The following is a 14,726-nucleotide window of genomic DNA, read 5'->3' on the forward strand; positions in this document are numbered from 1 at the left end:
AAGCATTGACATGCTCGACACCCAAGAGCAAGAATGTTCCCGGAATTCATTCAATCGGGCACGGCGTAGCAAGGCACTCTTGCCACGCGCAATTAAGGCGCATCAATACTTGCGCGCTGGTCAGGGAAAGCCCGGCAATGCCTGCATCACAATCAGTCTTGCGAGACTCAGAGGTCAAAGGCGGGTATGGCTTCCAAAACTTCTTCTTCATCTTCCCGCTCCAGCACGGCCGACAGCACCCCGGCGCAATCTCCAGCCGATATGACCGGCGTGCAGCAGGCCTTCGAGCAATGGCTCAACGCATGGCGAACCGTGGCCGATCCCGGTCAATGGGTCAAACTCACTGAACAGACGAATCAGGCGGCGAGCGCGTTTGCGGCGAACGCCGGGAAGCCGGTCATGCCGGGACTGGGCGCCTTGCCGTTCCCGGGACTGGGCGGATTGACGAACGGCCTGGCCGCCGCGTTTCCGACCATCGCGAACATGCCGCAGATGCCGCAGATGCCGGACATCACGAAGATGAACGGACTCGCGGAATTCGCCAAGCTGGCGAGCAGCATGCCGGGCTTCGGCGCGGCGATGCAGGGCCTGCCCACTTTGCCGAAGATTCCGACGGCAGCGATCGCGCCGGAACGTCTGCATCAACTGCAAAGCGATTACACGCGCGACGTGACCGAGCTGCTCAAGCAGGCGAGCGAGCAGAACATCGACGCCGCCGCGCTGAAGGACCGCCGCTTCAAGGACACCGCGTGGCAAGCCACGCCGGCATTCGCGTTCACGGCTGCGTGGTATCTGCTGAATGCGCGCTATCTGCAGGAACTGGCCGACGCGATCCAGAGCGATCCGAAAACCCGCGAGCGCATTCGCTTCACCGTGCAGCAATGGGCCGCGATGGCCGCGCCGAGCAACTTCCTTGCGCTCAATCCGGAAGCGCAGAAGGCGCTCATCGAAAGCAAGGGCGAGAGCCTGCGTCAGGGCATGTTGAACCTGCTCGGCGACATGCAGCGCGGCAAGATTTCGCAGTCGGACGAATCGGGCTTCAAGGTCGGCAAGAACATTGCGACGACCGAAGGCGCGGTGGTGTACGAGAACGAACTCGTGCAACTGATCCAGTACAAGCCGCTAGCGCCGAAGGTCCATGCACGGCCGCTGCTGATCGTGCCGCCCTGCATCAACAAGTTTTATATCCTCGATCTGTCGCCGGAAGGCTCGCTCGTGCGCCATGCGCTCGAATCGGGACAGCAGGTGTTCATCCTGTCGTGGCGCAATGCGGATCAGTCGATCGCCCACAAGACGTGGGACGACTACGTGCAGCAGGGCGTGATCGAGACGATGGCCGTCGTGAAGGACATCAGCGGCGCGGACAAGATCAACACGCTCGGCTTCTGCATCGGCGGGACGATGCTCGCGACGGCGCTCGCGGTGGAGAAGGCGCGCGGCAACGAGCCGGCCGCATCGATGACGCTGCTCACCTCGATGCTCGACTTCTCCGACACGGGCGTGCTCGATGTCTTCGTCGACGAGGCGCACGTGCAGATGCGCGAACAGGCCATCGGCGGCAAGAACGGCGCGCCGGCGGGGCTGATGCGCGGCATCGAGTTCGCCAACACGTTCTCGTATCTGCGGCCGAACGATCTCGTGTGGAATTACGTCGTCGACAATTACCTGAAGGGCCGCACGCCGCAAGCGTTCGATCTGCTCTTCTGGAACAGCGACTCGACGAACCTGCCGGGCCCCATGTCCGTCTGGTATCTGCGCAACACGTATCTGGAGAACAAGCTCCGCGAGCCGGGCGCGCTGACCGTGTGCGGGCAAGCCATCGACCTCACGACGCTCGACCTGCCGACCTTCATCTACGGTTCGCGCGAGGACCATATCGTGCCGTGGAAATCGGCGTATGCTTCCGCGCCGATTCTGTCGGGACCGCAGACGTTCGTGCTCGGCGCATCGGGGCATATTGCGGGCGTGATCAATCCGCCGTCGAAGAACAAGCGCAATTTCTGGATGCTCGACAACGCGAACGGCCGCCTCCCGAACGATCCCGATGCGTGGTTCGAAGCCGCGAGCGAGCATCCCGGAAGCTGGTGGCCGACGTGGACGCAATGGCTCGCCGCGAATGCCGGCGAGCAGGTGAAGCCGGCTGCGTCGCTCGGTTCGAAGGCGTATCCGGTGATCGAACCGGCGCCCGGGCGCTACGTGATGGAGCGTGACAGTTGAGCGGTGCTTGAGACGACAACCCGGGGCGAAATGGCGACTGTGCGCGAGACCGCATAGGCACTCACGAAACGGCATTAACATGCGATGCCAAAGGAAACTGAAATGACTGACGTAGTGATCGTATCGGCCGCGCGTACGGCGGTTGGCAAGTTCGGCGGTTCGCTCGCGAAGATTGCGGCGCCGGATCTGGGTGCAACGGTGATTCGCGCGGTGCTGGAGCGCGCGGGCGTGAAGCCGGAGCAGGTGAGCGAAGTCATCATGGGTCAGGTGTTGACGGCGGGGTCGGGTCAGAATCCGGCCCGTCAGTCGGTGATCAAGGCCGGCCTGCCCGAAATGGTTCCCGGCATGACGATCAACAAGGTCTGCGGCTCGGGCCTGAAAGCGGTGATGCTGGCGGCCAACGCGATCATCGCGGGCGATGCCGAGATCGTCGTCGCGGGCGGTCAGGAGAACATGAGCGCCGCGCCGCACGTGCTGCCGGGCTCGCGCGACGGCTTCCGCATGGGCGATGCGAAGCTCATCGACTCGATGGTCGTCGATGGCCTCTGGGACGTGTACAACAACTATCACATGGGCACGACGGCGGAGAACGTCGCGCGCGAGTACGGCATCTCGCGGGAGGAACAGGACAAGTTCGCGGCGCTGTCGCAAAACAAGGCGGAAGCCGCGCAAAAGGCCGGCCGTTTCAACGACGAGATCGTGCCGATCGCGATTCCGCAGCGCAAAGGCGAGCCGCTGCAGTTCACCACCGACGAGTTCGTGCGTCACGGCGTGACGGCCGAGGCGCTCGCGGGCCTGAAGCCGGCGTTCTCGAAGGAAGGCACGGTGACGGCGGCGAACGCGTCGGGCATCAACGATGGCGCGGCCGCGGTCGTCGTGATGTCGGCGAAGAAGGCCGAGGCGCTGGGCTTGACGCCGCTGGCGCGAATCAAGGCGTACGCGAACGCGGGCGTCGATCCGAAGGTGATGGGCATGGGTCCGGTGCCGGCCTCGAGGCGCTGTCTGGAGCGCGCGGGCTGGGGTGTGAACGATCTGGACCTGATGGAGATCAACGAGGCGTTCGCGGCGCAGGCGCTGGCCGTGCACAAGCAGATGGGCTGGGACCAGTCGAAGATCAACGTGAACGGCGGGGCGATTGCGATCGGTCATCCGATCGGCGCATCGGGCTGCCGCATTCTGGTCACGCTGCTGCACGAGATGCAGAAGCGCGATGCGAAGAAGGGCCTGGCGTCGCTGTGCATCGGCGGCGGCATGGGCGTCGCGCTGGCGGTCGAGCGTCTGTAAGGCGCGTCGGCGGCACGGAGACGAGCGAAGCGGGCGGCGCGGTCAGGCGCGGCCCGCATAACGAAAAGGGAGTCGGGAATGACGAAGCGCATAGCGTATGTAACGGGCGGCATGGGCGGCATCGGCACGAGCATTTGCCAGCGTCTGCATAAGGATGGCTTCACGGTCGTCGCGGGCTGCGGTCCGAATTCTCCGCGCCGCGTGAAATGGCTCGAAGAACAGAAGGCGCTCGGTTTCGACTTCATCGCGTCGGAAGGCAATGTCGGCGATTGGGATTCGACCAAGGCCGCGTTCGAGAAGGTCAAGGCCGAAGTCGGCGAGGTCGACGTGCTCGTGAACAACGCAGGCATTACGCGCGACGTGGTGTTCCGCAAGATGACGCACGAAGACTGGACGGCGGTCATCGACACGAACCTGACGAGTCTCTTCAACGTGACCAAGCAGGTGATCGACGGCATGGTGGAGCGCGGCTTCGGCCGCATCATCAATATTTCGTCGGTGAACGGGCAGAAAGGCCAGTTTGGCCAGACGAACTATTCGACTGCGAAGGCCGGCATTCACGGCTTCACGATGGCGCTGGCGCAGGAAGTGGCGACCAAGGGCGTGACGGTCAACACGGTGTCGCCGGGCTATATCGGCACGGACATGGTGAAGTCCATTCGTCCTGAAGTGCTGGAGAAGATCGTGGCGACCATTCCTGTTCGACGTCTGGGCACGCCGGACGAGATCGGCTCGATCGTGGCGTGGCTGGCTTCGGAGGAATCAGGCTTTTCCACCGGCGCGGACTTTTCGCTCAACGGTGGCTTGCACATGGGCTGACGGGCGGCGGCGGCCGGCCGGGCGCCCGGGGCGCCTGTCCGGCTGGCCGCGCTTGCCGGATATATCAATGACGCGGCGACCCAGCAGCAACGCTTTTTTGCGACAACGCAAGACATGCCTGCTGCCATCGCAGTAAAGTCTTGCGTTTAAAGGCGTTCAATGACCACCCCTACTACTACAAAGAAATCCGCCGAGCGGCTGATAAAAAAATATCCGAATCGCCGGCTGTATGACACGGAGACGAGCACCTACATCACGTTGTCGGATGTGAAGCAGCTCGTGCTCGATCAGGAAGAGTTCAAGGTGCTCGATGCGAAGTCCAACGACGACCTGACGCGCAGCATCCTTCTGCAGATCATTCTCGAAGAGGAGAGCGGCGGGTTGCCGATGTTTTCATCGGTGATGCTCTCGCAGATCATCCGTTTTTACGGGCATGCGATGCAGGGCATGATGGGCACGTACCTGGAGAAAAATATTCAGGCGTTCATCGATATCCAGCAGAAGCTCTCCGAGCAGAGCAAGGGCATTTATGACGGCAATGCGCTGAATCCGGAAGTCTGGTCGCAGTTCATGAACATGCAGGCGCCGATGATGCAGGGGATGATGACCAACTACATCGAGCAGTCGAAGAATATGTTCGTGCAGATGCAGGAGCAGATGCAGAGTCAGGCGAAGTCGATGTTCAATACGTTTCCGTTTCCTGGGCAGCAGGCGCCGGGGGAGAAGAAGTAAGGGTTTTTCTTGCTCTCGCTTGGGTGTTTTCGTTTCGTGTCGGTTCATTAGTGCGCCCCTCCCCGGGGCGGGGTCACTTTCTTGGCTGTCGACGAGAGTTGGCGCTTCAGCGCCTTACTCCGGTCCCATGCGAAGAAAGTAACCAAAGAAAGCAGCTTTTTTCGCCCGACGGACTGACCGGTGTAGCCACTTCGTAGAACGTCGGTGGCACTCAGCTTGCCGACAGCCTTGAATCACCTTCCGCGCCCGCTGAGCGCCACGTCCTCCGAGCCCGTTGGCTCGTTAACACCAGTGGGACATTCCAGTGTCGCGACGAGAAAACACCGGCGGCTCGCCGCGTCCCCGAGCGATGTTCGTTTCCCGAGTCAATCTTTAAGGTGCCGTCCTCGCGTCCGTTACGCCTATTCGCGCACAGATGGTTTTGTCGAGCCAAAGGACGCCGAGCACAGTACCGCGCGGCCGGCGCGGATGCTGATCCGAGGCTGTACACAAGCTCAGTGTCAACGCTGCTCTACAGCGTGCCCGCTCAGATCAGTGCGTCGGACCCGAAGCCGCTCTTTCCGCATGGACCAAAGTAAGACGCTGAAGCGCCAACTCAGTCGACAGCTAAGTAATTCATCCTCGCCGAGCAGGCGGCTGCCGAACAAGACTGCCGACAGCCGTAAAAGCACCGCGGAAGTACGACCGAACCACCGCGAAAGCCGCCAACCCATTGCGGTTAAAATAGCGAATTCGCCGCAACCCGAGCGGCATGCACGCCCGCAACCGTGCCTCTCCCCGAATATCCCGTGAATACTCCAGTCAAGCCTACCTCCACCGCGCCAGCGCCCAAAATCGGCATGGTCAGCCTCGGCTGCCCCAAAGCCCTCGTCGATTCCGAGCAGATCATCACCCAACTCCGCGCCGAAGGTTACGAAATCTCCGGCACATACGACGGCGCCGATCTCGTCGTCGTCAACACCTGCGGCTTCATCGACGAAGCGGTCCAGGAAAGCCTCGACGCCATCGGCGAAGCGCTCAGCGAAAACGGCAAGGTCATCGTCACCGGCTGCCTCGGCGCAAAGAAAAGCGCAAGCGGCACCGGGCTCATCGAGGAAGTGCATCCGAAAGTGCTCGCCGTCACCGGCCCGCACGCCACCAACGAAGTGATGAACGCAGTGCACACGCATCTGCCCAGGCCGCACGATCCGTTCGTCGATCTCGTGCCGCCCGCCGGCATCAAGCTCACGCCGCGTCACTACGCGTATCTGAAGATTTCCGAAGGCTGCAACCATCGCTGCTCGTTCTGCATCATCCCTTCGATGCGCGGCGATCTCGTCTCGCGGCCCATCGCCGAAGTCATGCTCGAAGCGGAGAATCTCTTCAAGTCCGGCGTCAAGGAACTCCTCGTCATCTCGCAGGACACGAGCGCCTATGGCGTCGACGTCAAATACCGCACCGGCTTCTGGAACGGCAAGCCGCTCAAGACACGCATGACCGAACTGGTCGGCGCGCTCGGCGAACTGGCCGCGCAATACGGCGCATGGGTGCGGCTGCACTATGTCTATCCGTATCCGAGCGTCGATGAAGTCATTCCGATGATGGCCGAAGGCCCGTTCAAAGGTCACGTGCTGCCGTATCTCGACGTGCCGTTCCAGCACGCGCATCCCGAAGTGCTGAAGCGCATGAAGCGCCCGGCCAACGCCGAGAAGGTGCTCGAGCGCGTGAAGGCGTGGCGGGCCATCTGCCCCGATCTCACGATCCGCAGCACGTTCATCGCCGGCTTTCCCGGCGAGACCGAAGAGCAGTTTCAGACGCTGCTCGACTTCATCAAGGAAGCGGATCTGGACCGCATCGGCTGCTTCGCGTATTCGCCGGTCGAAGGCGCAACCGCCAACGAACTCGACGGCGCGCTGCCCGACGAAGTGCGCGAGGAACGCCGCGCGCGCTTCATGGAACTGGCCGAGGAACTGTCGGCGAAGCGCATGAAAAAGAAGATCGGCAAGACGCTGAAGGTGCTCGTTGACGAAGTGAGCGGCGAAGGCGGCGTCGGCCGGACGGGTGCGGATGCGCCGGAAATCGACGGCGTCGTGTATATCGCGCCGCCGGCGAAGGCATCGAAGCGTTACAAGGCTGGCGATTTCGTCTCCGTGAAAATCACCGGCGCCGACGGCCACGATCTCTGGGGTGAGGTCTAAACGATGACGCCGCAGAATCCGCAGCATCCAGCCATCCTCGCGCTCGGCGAGGCGATGATCGAGTTCAATCAGTCAAGGCGCAATGAGCCGAACTATCTGCAAGGCTTCGGCGGCGACGTCTCCAACTTCCTGATCGCGGCGGCGCGGCAAGACGCGGCAACCGGCTTCGTCTCCGCCGTCGGCAACGATCACTTCGGGCAACTGCTGCTCGATCTGTGGCGGGCGGAAAACGTCGATACCTCCGCCGTGCGCATCGACCAGCACGCGCCCACCGGCGTTTATTTCGTATCGCATGGCGAGAGCGGGCATCGCTTCGACTATTTGCGCGCGGGATCGGCGGCGAGCCGCTATGCGCCGTCGGAATTGCCGCTCGACATGATCGCGGGCGCGAAGGTCGTGCATCTGTCGGGCATCAGTCTCGCGATCGGCGTTGCCGCGTGCGACGCCGCGTTCGCCGCCATCGATCACGCCCGCGCGAACGGCGTCGCGGTCAGTTTCGATACGAACCTGCGCCTGAAGCTGTGGCCGCTTGCACGGGCCCGCGCGGTGATGCTCGAAACGATCCGCGCGACCGATATCTGCCTGCCGAGCTACGACGACGTCACCGCGCTCACCGGTCTCGACGACAAGGACGCCATCGTCGACGCGCTGCTCGCGCTCGGCCCGAAAGTCGTCGCGTTGAAGCTCGGCAAGGAAGGCGCGTACATCGCGACGCCCGCCGAGCGGCGGGTGGTGCCGGGCCGCGTCGTCAATGCGGTCGATGCCACCGGCGCAGGCGATTGCTTCGGCGGCGCGTTCATCGCGCGCATCGTCGCGGGCGACGATCCTTTCACCGCCGCGCACTATGCGAACGTGGCGGCGGCATTATCGACGCAAGGCTTCGGCGCGGTCGCGCCCATTCCCGGCCGGGCGGCTGTCGAACGCGCGCTCGCCGGATAATCCGAGAACACAGACCAGGAGACGACAACATGAAGCGCGAAGTGGTGGTGGCAAGCGGCGTGCGTACGGCAATCGGCGACTTTGGCGGCGCGCTGAAGGACTTCACGCCGGGCGATCTCGGCGCGCGCGTCGTGCGGGAAGTGCTTTCGCGCGCGCGCGTATCGGGCGACGAAGTCGGCCATGTAGTGTTCGGCAACGTGATCCAGACCGAGCCGCGCGACATGTATCTGGCGCGCGTCGCCGCACTGGACGGCGGCGTCACGAAGGATGCGCCCGCGCTCACGGTGAACCGGCTGTGCGGCTCGGGCTTGCAGGCGATCATATCGGCGTCGCAGTCCATCCTGTTGGGCGATGCCGATATCGCCATCGGCGGCGGCGCGGAAAGCATGAGCCGCGCGCCGTATCTGATGCCGGCTGCGCGCTTCGGCCAGCGCATGGGCGATACGCGCATCGTCGACATGATGCTCGGCGCGCTCAACGATCCGTTCGACAAGATCCACATGGGCGTGACCGCGGAAAACGTCGCGAACAAGTACGGCATCACGCGCGAGGCGCAGGACGCGCTCGCGCTCGAATCGCACCGCCGCGCGGCGAAGGCCATCGAGGCGGGCTATTTCAAGGAACAGATTCTGCCGATCACGCTCGCATCGAAGAAGGGCGATACCGTATTCGACCAGGACGAACACGTTCGCATGAACGCCACGGCGGATGACTTCGCCAAGCTCCGGCCGGTCTTCGCGAAGGAGAACGGCACGGTGACCGCCGGCAACGCATCCGGCATCAACGACGCGGCGGCGGCCGTCGTGCTGATGGAGCGGGGCGTCGCGGAGAAGCGCGGCCTGCAGCCGCTCGCACGGCTCGTCGCGTATGCGCACGCGGGCGTCGATCCGAAGATCATGGGCATCGGACCCGTGCCGGCGACGCAGAAGGTGCTGGAACGCGCGGGCCTGAGCGTCGACGATCTCGACGTGATCGAAGCGAACGAAGCCTTTGCCGCGCAAGCCTGCGCCGTCACGAAGGAACTGAAACTCGATCCCGCGAAGGTCAATCCGAACGGCTCGGGCATTTCGCTCGGCCATCCGATCGGCGCAACGGGCGCGCTCATCACCGTGAAGGCGCTGTACGAACTGCAACGCATCGGCGGCCGCTATGCGCTGGTGACGATGTGCATCGGCGGCGGGCAGGGCATCGCGGCGATCTTCGAGCGCATTTAACGTTGTATCGAAGGAAGCAAGCATGAAAGAAGCAACGAGGCGGCCGGGCTTTCCGGTTCGGCCGATGACGATGGCTGCGGCATCGCTGGCGTTTGCGCTCGCGCTCGCGGGCTGCAATTCGCCGATGCCGCCGGATACGTCGAGCGCCGCAAACGGGGTCGCGCCGAAGGGCGAGTCCCACGGCGCGGACGACGCCATCCGCACGCTCGCCTTGCCGCCACAGAAGCCGCTGTCGCCGAATCCGGAGTACGCGCGCTTTCCGCGCTATGTCGGCACGCTCGGCGGCAGGCAGATCGAAATGAAGCTCGGCGCGAAAACAGACGAGCCGTCCGGCGTGCACGGTGAATACCGTTTCGCGGGCAGCCCTTCGGTGATTCTCGTCGCCGGCGACCGTGACGGCGACACGCTCGAAATCGAAGAATCGAACGACGGCACGCACATCACCGGCAACTGGATTGGCAAGTTCGAAGCGGACGGCAGCGTGACGGGCGAGCGCATGAATCCGGACGATTCCAACGCGCAGCCGTTCGACCTGCGGCCTGCCGTGGCCGGCGTGAAATTGCCGCCCGCGCCTGCTGGCGGCGGCGCGGCGCGTCAGGCCGCGCCTTCGCTGGAACCTGCGCCGCCGCTGCCGCCGTCTAACGCCGTCGGTGGCACGAGCAACGTGATCATCGGCGAATAGGTTTATTGCATGCAACCGGGCGCCGCCCGTCCTTTTTATCTCATCGCTTTTTATTCATGACCGATTCAAGCAGCCAGAACCGCGACCTGCAAACCCGCATCGTGCAGCCGAACGATTGCATCACGCCCGGCTTCGAGTCGTTTGCGGTGCCGGTGGCGCGGGCGTCGACGGTCGTGTTTCCCGATCTCGCGACGATGCGGGCGCTCGTCTGGAGCGACGATTCCAAGTGGCGCTACGGCCTGCACGGCACGCCGACGACGATCGCGCTCGCGCAACGCCTCGCGGCGATCGAAGGCGGCGAGCACGCGCTCTTGCAGCCTTCCGGTCTGGCGGCGATATCGAACGTGTATTTCGCGCTGGTGAAGGCGGGCGATCACGTACTGGTGCCGGACAACGCGTACTCGCCGAATCGCGAGCACGCGGACTGGCTCGCCGCCGACTTCGGACTCGAAGTGACCTATTACGATCCGATGACCGGCGCGGGCATTGCCAATTCGATCCGGCCTAACACGAAGCTGATCTGGCTGGAAGCGCCAGGCTCGGTGACCATGGAAGTGCAGGACGTGCCCGCGATCGTCGCCGTGGCGCGGGCGCACGGCATCGTAACGGCCATCGACAACACATATTCAGCGGGGCTCGCGTTCAAGCCGTTCGAGCATGGCGTCGATATTTCGGTGCAGGCGCTGACGAAGTATCAGTCGGGCGGCAGCGACATCCTGATGGGCGCGACGATCACACGCGACGTCGAACTGCACAAGAAGCTGAAGCGCGCGCGCATGCGTATGGGTATCGGCGTTTCGGCGGACGATGCATCGCTGGTGCTGCGCAGCCTGCCGTCGATGAAACTGCGCTACGAAGCGCACGACCGCTCGGCGCTCGCGCTGGCACGCTGGCTCAAGACGCGTCCGGAAGTGGCGGCGGTACTGCATCCGGCGCTGGAAGACTGCCCCGGCCACGCGTTCTACGAGCGCGATTTTTCAGGCGGCGCGGGCGGCCTGTTCTCGATCGTGTTCGACGGGCGCTATAGCGCCGCTCAGGTCGATGCTTTCGTCGAGGCGCTCGAATTGTTCGCGATCGGCTGGAGCTGGGGCGGCGCGCACAGCCTCGCGATGCCCTACAACGTCCGCTCGATGCGCACGGCGTCGCAGTGGCCGCACGAGGGCGTGCTGGTGCGGTTTTATATCGGTCTTGAAGACGAAGCCGACTTGCGCGCGGATCTCGAGGCGGCGCTCGTCAAGGCGCTGGGCTGATCGTTTCAGAACAGGCGCAGCAGGCCGTCGAGTCCGACGAAGTTGAAGGCGACGGTGGCGGCCTCGCGCACGACCGGCTTTGCGCGGAACGCCACCGACAATCCCGCTTCGGCCATCATCTTCAGGTCATTTGATCCGTCGCCCATCGCGATGGCGCGCTTCGGATCGATGCCAATCTTTTCGCACGTCTCGCGCAGCGTGCGCGCTTTGGCATCGGCATTGACGATTTCGCCGATGACCTTGCCCGTCAGCTTGCCATCCACGATTTCGAGCGTGTTCGCCCGCGTGTAGTCGATGCCGAGCCGCGCTTGCAATCGCTCCGTGAAGAACGTGAACCCGCCTGAAACGAGCAGCGTCTTGAGACCGGCGGCGCGTGCGCCTTCCAGCATGCGTTCCGCGCCGGGCGAAAGGCGCAGGCGTTCTTCGTAGACACGTTCGAGTGCGCTCGCGTCGAGACCTTTGAGCAACGCCACGCGGCGCGTCAGGCTTTCGTTGAAGTCCTTGATCTCGCCGCGCATCGACGCTTCGGTGATTGCCGCGACTTCCGCTTTCAGACCGCAGAAGTCCGCAATTTCGTCGATGCATTCGATCGTGATGAGCGTCGAATCCATGTCCATCGCGACCAGGCCGAAATCGGAGAGTTGCGCTTGCGGCTCGATGAACGCGTAGTCGAGCGCATGCGTGCCGCAATAGGCGTCGATGTCGGGACGCTGAAGCGGATCGGCATCGGACAAGCGCAGGAGCGTGTCGTCGATGCGCGCTGTTACGGTCGAGCGGGCGAGAGCGGCGAGCGGCTTCAGGTGCGAATCGGAGATTGGGGCAGGGCTCTGGATGACGAGGTTCATCGAAGACGGTGCGGAGGTTGCGCAGACGGCTATTGTACGGGGCGCAGCGGGGATTTTTGAAACGCTTGCTGGAGCGGCGGTTTGCGTTTTGCATGTTGCGTGATGCATGCAATATGCGATTGCCGCTGCTTGGCGTTGCCGGGGCGGTGGCTTGTTGATGGAGCGGCATCGCAGGCGTCGGTTTTTTCGCTGCTTCATTGACTGTAATGCGGACGCGCAGCGATCTGCATGCAGCACGCAGCATTTGATCCGCAGGATCTTTTCTCGAAGCCGCTTCGTAGCAGCATCTTTGGCGCGGGTTGCTGTTGCGGCGGCCGGGCAGCAATTGCATGCAGCACGCCAAACGCAATACACAGCACGCAGAATGCAAACGCACGATTCACAGCCCTACCTTTGCACCCGCCCCGGCTCCCTATCCCAATAAGGCGGCTCCCCAAACCGTCCCGCCAGAAACTCGATGAACGCCAGCGTCTTCGGCGGCACGAACGCGCGGCTTGGATACACCGCCCAGATCGCGACGGTCTGCGCGAGCGGATAGTCATCGAGCACGGTCACGAGTTCGCCGCTCGCCAGAAGCGGCGCGACGCTCCATGTCGACTTCAGTCCGATGCCGATGCCCGCGGCGAGCGCATCGCGGATTACTTCGCCGTTGTCCGTCACAAGCCGGCCGGATACGCGCACATCGATGACGCCAGTCGGCGTGACGAAGCTCCAGTCGCGCTGGTTCGCGAGGATCACGCATTCGTGCTGCGCGAGATCGGCTGGATGGCGCGGCGTGCCGTGTTGCGCCAGATAGGCCGGCGACGCGCACAGCACGCGCCGATTGCTCGCGAGCTTGCGCGCAACCAGCGTCGAATCCTTCAGCGCGCCGATACGCACCGCGAGATCGATCCCTTCATCGACCACATCGACGATCTGATCGGTCATGCGCAGATCGACGGTGACGGCCGGATACTGCCGCAAGAAGTCGGGGATGAGCGGCGAAATATGCTGCCGGCCGAGCGACGAAGGCATCGTCACGCGCAGCCTTCCGTGCGGCTGCTCCAGCGCCCGGCCGACCGACGCCCGCGCCGCTTCGGCCGCATCGAGCAGGCTGCGCGCATGCGTCGCGAAGATTTCGCCTTCCTGCGTGACGCTTACGCGCCGCGTCGTCCGGTGCAGAAGCCGCGCACCGAGCATTCGCTCCAGTCCCGCGATGCGCGCGCTCGCCACCGCAGGCGACAAGCCGAACTCCCGCGCCGCTGACGACAGGTTCGCGAGCGCCGCGGCTCGCACGAAGAGCGCAACGTCCAGCAGATCGAGCCGGTCGCGCGTGCCTTCGGGCAGGAACTCGCCCATTCGATGGATTTCCCGAAAAATGTTTCAAGGATTATCGCGGTTTTTTGCATGCCGCATGCAAGCTACCATGACTCCATCGTTTGAATTCAACACAAGGAGCCATCATGAAAGCCATCGGCCTGACGCGTTATCTGCCGATTTCCAATCCGGAATCGCTCGTCGATATCGAGCTGGACAAACCCACACCTACAGGGCGCGACTTGCTCGTGAAAGTCGAAGCCATCGCAGTGAATCCGGTCGATACGAAAGTGCGCGCGCCGAAAGACAAGGTGGAGGAAACGCCGCGCGTCCTCGGTTGGGACGCGGCGGGCGTGGTCGAAGCGGTCGGCCCCGAGGTCACGCTCTTCAAGGTCGGCGACCCCGTCTACTACGCCGGCGACATCACGCGTCAGGGCGCCAATAGCGAGTTCCATCTGGTGGACGAGCGAATCGTCGGCGCGAAGCCGAAATCGCTGGATTTCACGCATGCGGCGGCGCTCCCGCTCACGACCATCACCGCGTGGGAAGCGCTGTTCGACCGGCTCAAGGTATCCGCCGAAGGCAAGGACGCGGGCAAGACCGTGCTCATCATCGGCGGCGCGGGCGGGGTCGGGTCGATCGGCATTCAGCTCGCGAAGCAGGTCGCCAAGCTGCATGTGATCGCGACGGCGTCGCGGCCGGAATCCGCGAAATGGGCAAAGGAACTGGGCGCGGATCGCATCGTCAATCACTTCGAGGACATTCCGAAGCAACTGAAAGACGCGGGGATCGGCCAGGTCGATTACGTGCTGATTTTCAACGACACCGACAAGCATTTCCCGGCAGCCGCCGAAGTCGTGAAGCCGCAAGGCGGCATCTGCACGATCGTCGAAAACGCGGGGCCGCTTGCCATCGATTTGCTGAAGGCGAAGAGCGCCGCGTTTCATTGGGAGTTCATGTTCACGCGCGCGATGTTCAAGACGCCTGACATGATCGAACAACACAAGCTGCTGTCCGAAGTGGCGCGGCTGATCGACGCACGCACGATCCGCACGACGCTCGGCAAGAACATCGGCAAGATCGATGCGGCCAATTTGCGCGAAGCGCATCGCCTTCTGGAAGAAGGGCGGGCAATCGGCAAGCTGGTCCTGACGGGTTTCTGAAGCCGCGTTTGAAACGGTCCGGCGCTTCGTTTTGCCGCGCGGCTGCCTCGGGTTTTCCATGAGAAAGGCCGGACACGCGCGGCGCTAGACTGACTCCGCTATAAGCCG

General features: G+C 63.5%; 12 protein-coding genes. 10 read left to right on the forward strand and 2 right to left on the reverse strand.

Annotated elements, in window-relative coordinates; translation table 11 throughout:
• The first annotated feature begins 186 nt into the window (after positions 1-186).
• The 9 genes from phaC to LDZ21_RS06215 all read left to right on the forward strand — a co-directional run bounded on the left by phaC (position 187) and on the right by LDZ21_RS06215 (position 11,314).
• Positions 187-2,217 (forward strand): class I poly(R)-hydroxyalkanoic acid synthase, encoded by a 2,031-nt coding sequence (gene phaC, locus LDZ21_RS06175; RefSeq protein ID WP_244794628.1) that lies wholly within the window; start codon positions 187-189, stop codon positions 2,215-2,217.
• Positions 2,218-2,319: 102 nt separating this feature from the next.
• A complete protein-coding gene (locus tag LDZ21_RS06180; RefSeq protein ID WP_244794629.1) occupies positions 2,320-3,501 on the forward strand; it encodes an acetyl-CoA C-acetyltransferase in 1,182 nt (393 codons plus the stop codon).
• 78 nt (positions 3,502-3,579) lie between these two features.
• Positions 3,580-4,320, forward strand: coding sequence for a 3-ketoacyl-ACP reductase (locus LDZ21_RS06185; RefSeq protein WP_244794630.1), 741 nt, complete (start codon positions 3,580-3,582; stop codon positions 4,318-4,320).
• Between the two features lie 159 nt (positions 4,321-4,479).
• Positions 4,480-5,052 carry a polyhydroxyalkanoate synthesis repressor PhaR gene (gene phaR, locus LDZ21_RS06190; RefSeq protein WP_244794631.1) on the forward strand — a complete coding sequence of 191 codons (573 nt, stop codon included), beginning with the start codon at positions 4,480-4,482 and terminating at the stop codon, positions 5,050-5,052.
• Positions 5,053-5,891: 839 nt separating this feature from the next.
• Positions 5,892-7,229: a 30S ribosomal protein S12 methylthiotransferase RimO gene (gene rimO / locus LDZ21_RS06195; RefSeq protein WP_244794778.1), complete on the forward strand. Its 1,338-nt coding sequence runs from the start codon at positions 5,892-5,894 to the stop codon at positions 7,227-7,229.
• A gap of 3 nt (positions 7,230-7,232) precedes the next feature.
• On the forward strand, positions 7,233-8,168 hold the full coding sequence (locus LDZ21_RS06200; protein WP_244794632.1) for a sugar kinase: 936 nt from the start codon (positions 7,233-7,235) through the stop codon (positions 8,166-8,168).
• A gap of 29 nt (positions 8,169-8,197) precedes the next feature.
• On the forward strand, positions 8,198-9,382 hold the full coding sequence (gene bktB / locus LDZ21_RS06205; RefSeq protein ID WP_244794633.1) for a beta-ketothiolase BktB: 1,185 nt from the start codon (positions 8,198-8,200) through the stop codon (positions 9,380-9,382).
• 22 nt (positions 9,383-9,404) lie between these two features.
• On the forward strand, positions 9,405-10,064 hold the full coding sequence (locus tag LDZ21_RS06210; RefSeq protein WP_244794634.1) for a hypothetical protein: 660 nt from the start codon (positions 9,405-9,407) through the stop codon (positions 10,062-10,064).
• Between the two features lie 56 nt (positions 10,065-10,120).
• Positions 10,121-11,314, forward strand: coding sequence for a cystathionine beta-lyase (locus LDZ21_RS06215; RefSeq protein WP_244794635.1), 1,194 nt, complete (start codon positions 10,121-10,123; stop codon positions 11,312-11,314).
• 5 nt (positions 11,315-11,319) lie between these two features.
• Here the strand turns inward: LDZ21_RS06215 and serB are convergent, their stop codons facing one another.
• Together serB and LDZ21_RS06225 are read right to left on the reverse strand one after the other, a co-directional pair.
• Positions 11,320-12,159, reverse strand: a complete 840-nt coding sequence (serB, locus tag LDZ21_RS06220; RefSeq protein WP_244794636.1) for a phosphoserine phosphatase SerB — start codon at positions 12,157-12,159, stop codon at positions 11,320-11,322.
• 387 nt (positions 12,160-12,546) lie between these two features.
• The gene (locus tag LDZ21_RS06225; RefSeq protein ID WP_244794637.1) at positions 12,547-13,497 is read right to left on the reverse strand and encodes a LysR family transcriptional regulator; all 951 of its coding nucleotides are present in this window, start codon (positions 13,495-13,497) and stop codon (positions 12,547-12,549) included.
• A gap of 104 nt (positions 13,498-13,601) precedes the next feature.
• Between LDZ21_RS06225 and LDZ21_RS06230 the strand changes: the two genes are divergently transcribed.
• A complete protein-coding gene (locus tag LDZ21_RS06230) occupies positions 13,602-14,618 on the forward strand; it encodes a zinc-binding alcohol dehydrogenase family protein (RefSeq protein ID WP_244794638.1) in 1,017 nt (338 codons plus the stop codon).
• Positions 14,619-14,726: the final 108 nt, after the last annotated feature.

Origin of the sequence: Caballeronia grimmiae (genome assembly GCF_022879615.1) — a bacterium.
Taxonomy (GTDB): Bacteria; Pseudomonadota; Gammaproteobacteria; order Burkholderiales; family Burkholderiaceae; genus Caballeronia; species Caballeronia grimmiae.